The sequence below is a fragment of the Streptomyces sp. AcH 505 genome (genome assembly GCF_000818175.1).
GTDB lineage: Bacteria > Actinomycetota > Actinomycetes > Streptomycetales > Streptomycetaceae > Streptomyces.
Genome location: NZ_JTIY01000001.1, coordinates 5,538,544 through 5,545,000, shown reverse-complemented (window position 1 = coordinate 5,545,000; position 6,457 = coordinate 5,538,544). Strand labels below are relative to the sequence as shown.

General features: G+C 70.3%; 6 protein-coding genes and 1 pseudogene. 1 reads left to right on the top strand and 6 read right to left on the bottom strand.

Going from position 1 to position 6,457, the window contains the following annotated elements:
- A partial coding sequence (locus HY68_RS24925) for a maleylpyruvate isomerase N-terminal domain-containing protein (RefSeq protein ID WP_041992513.1) occupies positions 1-190 on the bottom strand: 190 nt, incomplete at its 3' end.
- 66 nt (positions 191-256) lie between these two features.
- On the opposite strand from HY68_RS24925, the gene HY68_RS24920 reads away from it, so the two are divergent.
- Positions 257-1,186, top strand: coding sequence for a MerR family transcriptional regulator (locus HY68_RS24920; protein WP_041992511.1), 930 nt, complete (start codon positions 257-259; stop codon positions 1,184-1,186).
- Between the two features lie 38 nt (positions 1,187-1,224).
- Here the strand turns inward: HY68_RS24920 and HY68_RS24915 are convergent, their stop codons facing one another.
- The 5 genes and pseudogenes from HY68_RS24915 to HY68_RS24895 all read right to left on the bottom strand — a co-directional run.
- Positions 1,225-2,226 (bottom strand): TIGR03842 family LLM class F420-dependent oxidoreductase, encoded by a 1,002-nt coding sequence (locus HY68_RS24915; protein ID WP_041992507.1) that lies wholly within the window; start codon positions 2,224-2,226, stop codon positions 1,225-1,227.
- A gap of 143 nt (positions 2,227-2,369) precedes the next feature.
- Complete coding sequence (gene hydA / locus HY68_RS24910; protein WP_041992504.1) at positions 2,370-3,761, bottom strand: dihydropyrimidinase; 1,392 nt, start codon at positions 3,759-3,761, stop codon at positions 2,370-2,372.
- A gap of 91 nt (positions 3,762-3,852) precedes the next feature.
- Complete coding sequence (locus tag HY68_RS24905; RefSeq protein WP_041992501.1) at positions 3,853-5,148, bottom strand: aspartate aminotransferase family protein; 1,296 nt, start codon at positions 5,146-5,148, stop codon at positions 3,853-3,855.
- Positions 5,145-5,987, bottom strand: a complete 843-nt coding sequence (locus HY68_RS24900; protein ID WP_041992499.1) for a nitrilase-related carbon-nitrogen hydrolase — start codon at positions 5,985-5,987, stop codon at positions 5,145-5,147. The genes HY68_RS24905 and HY68_RS24900 overlap by 4 nt, the downstream gene beginning before the upstream one ends.
- Positions 5,988-6,164: 177 nt before the next feature.
- Positions 6,165-6,457 (bottom strand): annotated as a pseudogene (locus HY68_RS24895) (hypothetical protein); the annotation flags it as partial.

Genomic DNA, 6,457 nt, shown 5'->3' with positions numbered 1-6,457 from the left:
GCCGGCCGCCGCGCACGATCCCCGCTGCCCATCGGTGGCCCTGGCCGATGTGCCCGACCAGGTCCCGTACCCGCCACTCCGGGCAGGTCGGTACCCGCGCGCCCGGGTCGGCGCCCTCGATCGTCTCGGCGAACGCGCCTGTCTGCTCACGCAGTTGTACGGCGAGCCGTGCCACGTCCGGTGTCCCCATGATGTTTCCTTCCGCTGGGTGGATCCGTACGGTAAAAGACGCACCCGAGTGGAGGTTCCAGTCATCGTGACCGAGGTCACAGCACATGAAGCGGGGCTCGGGATCGGCGAGTTGGCGCGGCTCGCCGGTGTCCCCGTCCGTACCGTGCGCTTCTACTGCGACGAGGGCATCCTGGAGTCCCGGCGCAGCGCGGGCGGACATCGCAGGTTCGATCCGGCGGCGGTCGACCGGCTGCGGCTCGTACGCCGGCTGCGCACCCTGGGTCTCGGTCTGCCCGCCATCACGGGCGTGCTCGCCGGCCGGCTCTCGGTCGGGGAGGCGGTGGCCGCCGAACGGGCCGCTGTCGATGCCGAGTTGACCTCGCTCGCCTGGCGCAGTGCCTCGCTGCGCGCCATCGAGGAGGCGGGTCCCGCCGAGCGGGCCGCCCGGCTCGAACTGCTCGCCGCCGTGGCGGGCGGACGCGCGGCGTACGACGTCCTGGTCGCCTTCTGGCGCCGTACGTTCGGCTCACCGCTGCCGGACGCGATGCTCAGCATGTTCCTCTCCGTGGCCGTGCCGGAACCGCCGGCCGAGCCGACGCCGGACCAGGTGGTGGCGTACGCGGAGATGGTCACCCTGGTCGCGGACCGGTCCCTGGTCCGGCGGTACGTGACGCGCGCGCGGGCCGACCGGGACACGGTCCGCGACGAGAGCGCGCTGCTGGCAGGCGTCGGCGCGGCGTGCGAGCTGGCCCGCCCCCTGCTGCTGGCCGGGCGGCGGCCTGCGCCGGGCCACGCGCTCGACCGCTTCGTGGCGGCCCACGCCGAGGTGCGCGGGGCCGAGGACACCCCGGCGTACCGGAGCGAACTGCTCGCGGCGACCGCCGTGGACCGCGATCCGCGGGTGCGCCGCTACTGGGGTCTGCTCGGCCGGGTGACGGGCGAGCCCGTCACCGTCGGCGCGATGCACGGCTGGCTGATCGACGCCCTCGACCGCTCGGTCACGGACCGCCGTTGAGCGCCGGCGGGCGAGGGGCAGGTAAGCAGGCCGCGCGCTCAGTCCTGGAGCGCCGGGATGATCTGCGCGCCGTACGCGTCGATCGTCGCCTCCTTGGCGTCGTGCATGTCGTAGACGGCGAACTGGTCGACGCCCAGGGCCCGTAGCGTCTTCAGCTTCTCGATGTGCGCCTCGACCGGGCCGAGCAGACAGAACCGGTCGACGATCTCGTCGGGCACGAAGTCCGTCGACGGGTTGCCCGTACGGCCGTGGTGGCTGTAGTCGTACCCCTCGCGCTGCTTGATGTAGTCGGTCAGCGCCTCGGGGACGAGCCCCGAGTGCTCCCCGTAGCGGTTCACCAGCTCGGCGACGTGGTTGCCGACCATGCCGCCGAACCACCGGCACTGCTCGCGTGCGTACGGCAGGTCGTCGCTCACATAGGCGGGGGCGGCGACGCAGATGGTGACGGAGTCCGGGTCGCGTCCCGCGTCGGACGCGGCCGTACGGACCGCCTTGACCATCCATTCGGTGAGGAACGGGTCGGCGAGCTGGAGGATGAATCCGTCGGCCTTCTGCCCGGCGAGCGCCAGCGCCTTCGGCCCGTACGCGCCCATCCACACCGGCAGTTTGCTGTCCTTCACCCACGGCAGCCGCAGTGTCTGCCCGTCGACCTCGGCCTCGCGGCCCTCGGCCAGGTCCCGGATGACGCCAATGGCCTCGCCGAGCCGCGCCAGCGAGTTGGGCTGCCGCCCCGCGACCCGCATCGCCGAGTCGCCCCGGCCGATGCCGCACACGGTGCGGTTGCCGTACATCTCGTTGAGCGTGGCGAAGGCGGAGGCCGTCACCTCCCACGTTCTGGTGCCCGGGTTGGTGACCATGGGGCCCACCGTGAGCTTGGTGGTGTGCTCCAGGATGCGGCTGTAGATGACGAAAGGCTCCTGCCACAGCACGGCCGAGTCGAAGGTCCAGCCGTAACGAAAGCCGTTCCGCTCGGCGCGCCGCATGAGCCCGACGACCCCCGAGGCCGGCGGGTCGGTCTGCAGGACGAGTCCGAAGTCCATGTGCGTGGCCCCTAGCTGAGTGATGTACAGGTGGGAGATGGGTACCGACGGGAGGGGGACGTACTGTGACGGATCCTTCCATACAGGGCACCACCGGAGCCGGTGAAACGACACCGGAGCCGGCGAAACCCGGTGTGCGCCGGTCAGTTCGTGAACTGGCAGATACCGCGCGGCAGATACGCCCCGTGGCCCGCGTGGCCCACGTACTTCCGGCCGTCGATCACCGGGACGCCCCGGGACAGCACGGTCTCCACCTGTCCCGTCACCCGCTTGCCCTCGTACGCGGAGTAGTCGACGTTCATGTGATGGGTCTGCGCGGACATGATCTGCTCGGCGTGCGGGTCGTAGATGACGATGTCGGCGTCGGCGCCCGGCGCGATCGTGCCCTTCCTCGGGTACAGCCCGAACATCCGGGCCGGCGCGGCGCAGGCGATGTCGATCCAGCGGCGGCGGCTGATGTGCCCGTCGACCACGGCCTGGTGGAGCAGGTCCATCCGGTTCTCCACCCCCGGCATCCCGTTCGGGATCTTGGAGAAGTCGTCCTTGCCCATGTCCTTCTGGCCCTTGAAGCAGAAGGGACAGTGGTCGGTGGAGACCACCTGGAGATCGTTGGTGCGCAGCCCGCGCCACAGGGCCTCCTGGTGGTCCTTCGGGCGCAGCGGGGTGGAGCAGACGTATTTCGCCCCCTCGAAGTCCGGCTCGGCGAGGTTGTCCGTCGACAGGAACAGGTACTGCGGGCAGGTCTCCCCGAAGACCGGCAGCCCCTCGTCCCTGGCCCGCGCCAGTTCGGCGACGGCCTCGCGCGCCGACACGTGCACCACGTAGACCGGCGCGCCGGCCACCTGGGCGAGCTTGATCACCCGGTGCGTCGCCTCGGCTTCGAGCAGCGCCTTCCTGACCTCGCCGTGATAGCGCGGGTCGCGCTCGCCGCGCGCCAGTGCCTGCTCGACCAGGACGTCGATCGCCAGACCGTTCTCCGCGTGCGTCATCACCAGACCGCCGTTCGACCCGGCGCGCTGCATGGCGCGCAGGATCTGGCCGTCGTCCGAGAGGAAGACCCCCGGGTAGGCGGTGAACAGCTTGAACGAGCTGACGCCCAGCTCGACCAGCCGGTCCATCTCCTTCAGCGACGACTCGTTCACGTCGGACATGATCATGTGGAAGGAGTAGTCGATCGCGCAGTTGCCGTCCGCCTTCTCGTGCCAGGCGTCGAGCCCTTCCCTGAGCGAGCCGCCCTTGTTCTGGATGGCGAAGTCGATGATGGTCGTCGTGCCGCCCCATGCGGCGGCCCTGGTGCCCGTCTCGAAGGTGTCGGACGCCAGGGTGCCGCCGAAGGGCATCTCCATGTGTGTATGGCCGTCGACCCCGCCCGGGATCACGTACTTGCCCGTCGCGTCGATCTCCTGGTCGGCGGTCCAGCCGTGGCTGCCGTGCGTGGCCAGGGCGACGACCCGGCCGCCGTCGACGAGCACGTCGGCCTCGATCTCGTCGGAAGCGGTGATGACCAGACCGCCGGTGATCAGAGTGCGTGACATGGCTCGTCTCCATTCGCGTCGGGGTGCGTGCTCACGGGCGGTACAGCTCTCGGTCGGTACGGCTCGGTCGGTAAGGATCGGTCGGTACGGCTCAGGCGGTGCGCAGGGCGCGGTCGAGGATCGAGGCGCCTTCCTCGGCCTCCGCGACGGTCAGCGACATCGGCGGCGCGATGCGCAGCACGCTGGTGTTGTGGCCGCCGCCCTTGCCGATCAGCAGCCCGCCCTCGCGCGCGGCTTCGAGGACCGCCGCCGCCCGCTCGGGGGACGCTTCGCCGGTGCCCGGCTTGACCAGCTCGATGCCGATCATCAGACCGCGGCCGCGCACTTCCCGTACGGAGTCGACGCAGGCGCCGATGGCCCGCAGCCGTTCGATCAGCAGTCCGCCGACCCGGCGCGCGTTGCTCTGCAGGTCGTGCTCCAGCAGGTACGAGAGGTTGGCGAGACCCGCGGCCATGGTGACGGGGCTGCCGCCGAAGGTGGAGATCGAGTTGGCGTCGAGGGTGTTCATGATCTCGGCGCTCGCGACGACACCGCCGATGGACATGCCGTTCCCGATGCCCTTGGCGAAGGTGACGATGTCCGGCGGGCCGTTCTCGGCGTGCGCCTGCCAGCCCCAGAAGTGGTCGCCCGTGCGGCCCCAGCCGGTCTGCACCTCGTCGCTGATCCACAGGATGCCGTGCTGGTTGAGCACTTCGCGGAACGCGGCGAACAGCCCGTCGGGCGGTCCTGTGAAGCCGCCGACGCCCTGGATCGGCTCGGCGATCAGCGCGGCGGGTGCGCGGCTGTGGCCGAGCAGGTCCTCCAGGTCGGCGACGCACGCCTCGATGAAGCGGTCGTCGGTCAGCTGCGCGTACGGACCTCGGTTGCGGACGCCGCCGTGCACGTACAGCGTCTGGAGCGGGGAGAGCGTGGTCGGCGACCAGCCTCGGTTGCCGGTGATGGAGACGGTGGAGAAGGACCGGCCGTGGTAGCTGTTGCGCATCGCGAGGATCTGGTTGGAGCCCCGGTGCGCGGTGGCCAGCAGCAGCGCGGTGTCGTTGGCCTCGGTGCCCGACGTGGTGAAGAAGACCCGGGCGTCGGGGATGCCGGACAGGGTGGCGATCCGCTCGGCCAGCTCGACCATGGGGCGGTTGAGGTAGAGCGTCGAGGAGTGGATGATCCGCGCCGCCTGCTCGCTCACCGCCTTGGTGACCTCGGGCAGCGCGTGGGCGGTCATGGTGGTGAGGATGCCGCCGAAGAAGTCGAGGTAGCGGTTGCCGTCCGTGTCCCAGACATGGCGGCCCTCGCCGTGGCTGATCTCGATGGGCTGCTCGTAGTAGAGCGCCAGCCAGTCGGGGAGGACGGCGCGGTGCCGGTCGTACAGCGAGGGGGCGCCCGGATGTGTCACGGCTCGATCAGCCCCTCGTAGGCGTCGGGCCTGCGGTCCCGGTAGAACTGCCACTGCTGGCGGACCTCCTCGAAGACGCCGAAGTCGAGATCGCGGACGAGCAGTTCCTCCGCCTTGTCGCTCGCGGGCTCGCCGACGAACTGGCCGCGCGGGTCGACGAAGTAGCTCGTGCCGTAGAAGTCGTTGTCGCCGTACTCCTCGACACCGACCCGGTTGATCGCCGCGATGAAGTACTCGTTGGCGACGGCGGCGGCCGGCTGCTCCAGCTGCCAGAGGTACGAGGACAGCCCGCGCGAGGTGGCCGACGGGTTGTAGACGATCTCGGCGCCGTTCAGGCCGAGCTGGCGCCAGCCCTCGGGGAAGTGCCGGTCGTAGCAGATGTACACACCGACGCGGCCGACGGCCGTGTCGAAGACGGGCCAGCCCGCGTTGCCCGGTTTGAAGTAGTACTTCTCCCAGAACCCCTTGAGCTGCGGGATGTGGTGCTTGCGGTACTTGCCGAGGTACGAGCCGTCGGCGTCGATGACGGCCGCGGTGTTGTAGTAGATGCCCGCCTGCTCGATCTCGAAGACCGGGACGACGATCACCATGCCGGTCTCGCGGGCGAGTTCCTTCATCCTGGTGACCGTGGGCCCGTCGGGGACGGACTCGGCCCACCGGTAGTGCTCGGCTTCCTGTACCTGGCAGAAGTACGGGGCGTTGAACACCTCCTGGAACCCGATGATCCCGGCGCCCTGCCGGGCCGCTTCCCGGGCGTGCTCCTCATGCTTGGCGATCATGGATTCGGTGTCACCTGTCCAGGTCGCCTGGACGAGTGCGGCACGTACGACTCGGGCCACGAGGTGCTCCTTCGGCCTGGGGCACGGACAACTCTACGCACGTAGATTCACTGCGTAGGAAGAGAACGTAAGCCTCCTCCCAGGCGGGGGCAAGACCATCGCCGTGAACCAGCGGAGTCGATCATGTTTCATACCCGAGCGGTCGACATGGGGCAGCTTCGGACACGCGACGTCGGATCAGACGCCGGTGATCCCGGCGACCCGCAGGGCGTGCACGACGTCCCGCTCCCGCGCGTCGGACACGGCGTGCGCCGCGTGCAGCAGTTGCGGTACGAGCCGGTGCGGGTCCCCCGCCGCGACGAGCACGGCGTCCTCGGGCGCCCGGGACTGGACGAACGCGCTGAGCAGCGCCTGCGCCTCGGGCTCGCGGCCCGCGTCGCCGAGGGCGACGACGGCGTCGGCGATCTCGTCGGCGGGGCGGGCGGCGCCCTGGCGCAGCAACAGCGCGCAGTCGCTGTCGCGCCCGTACA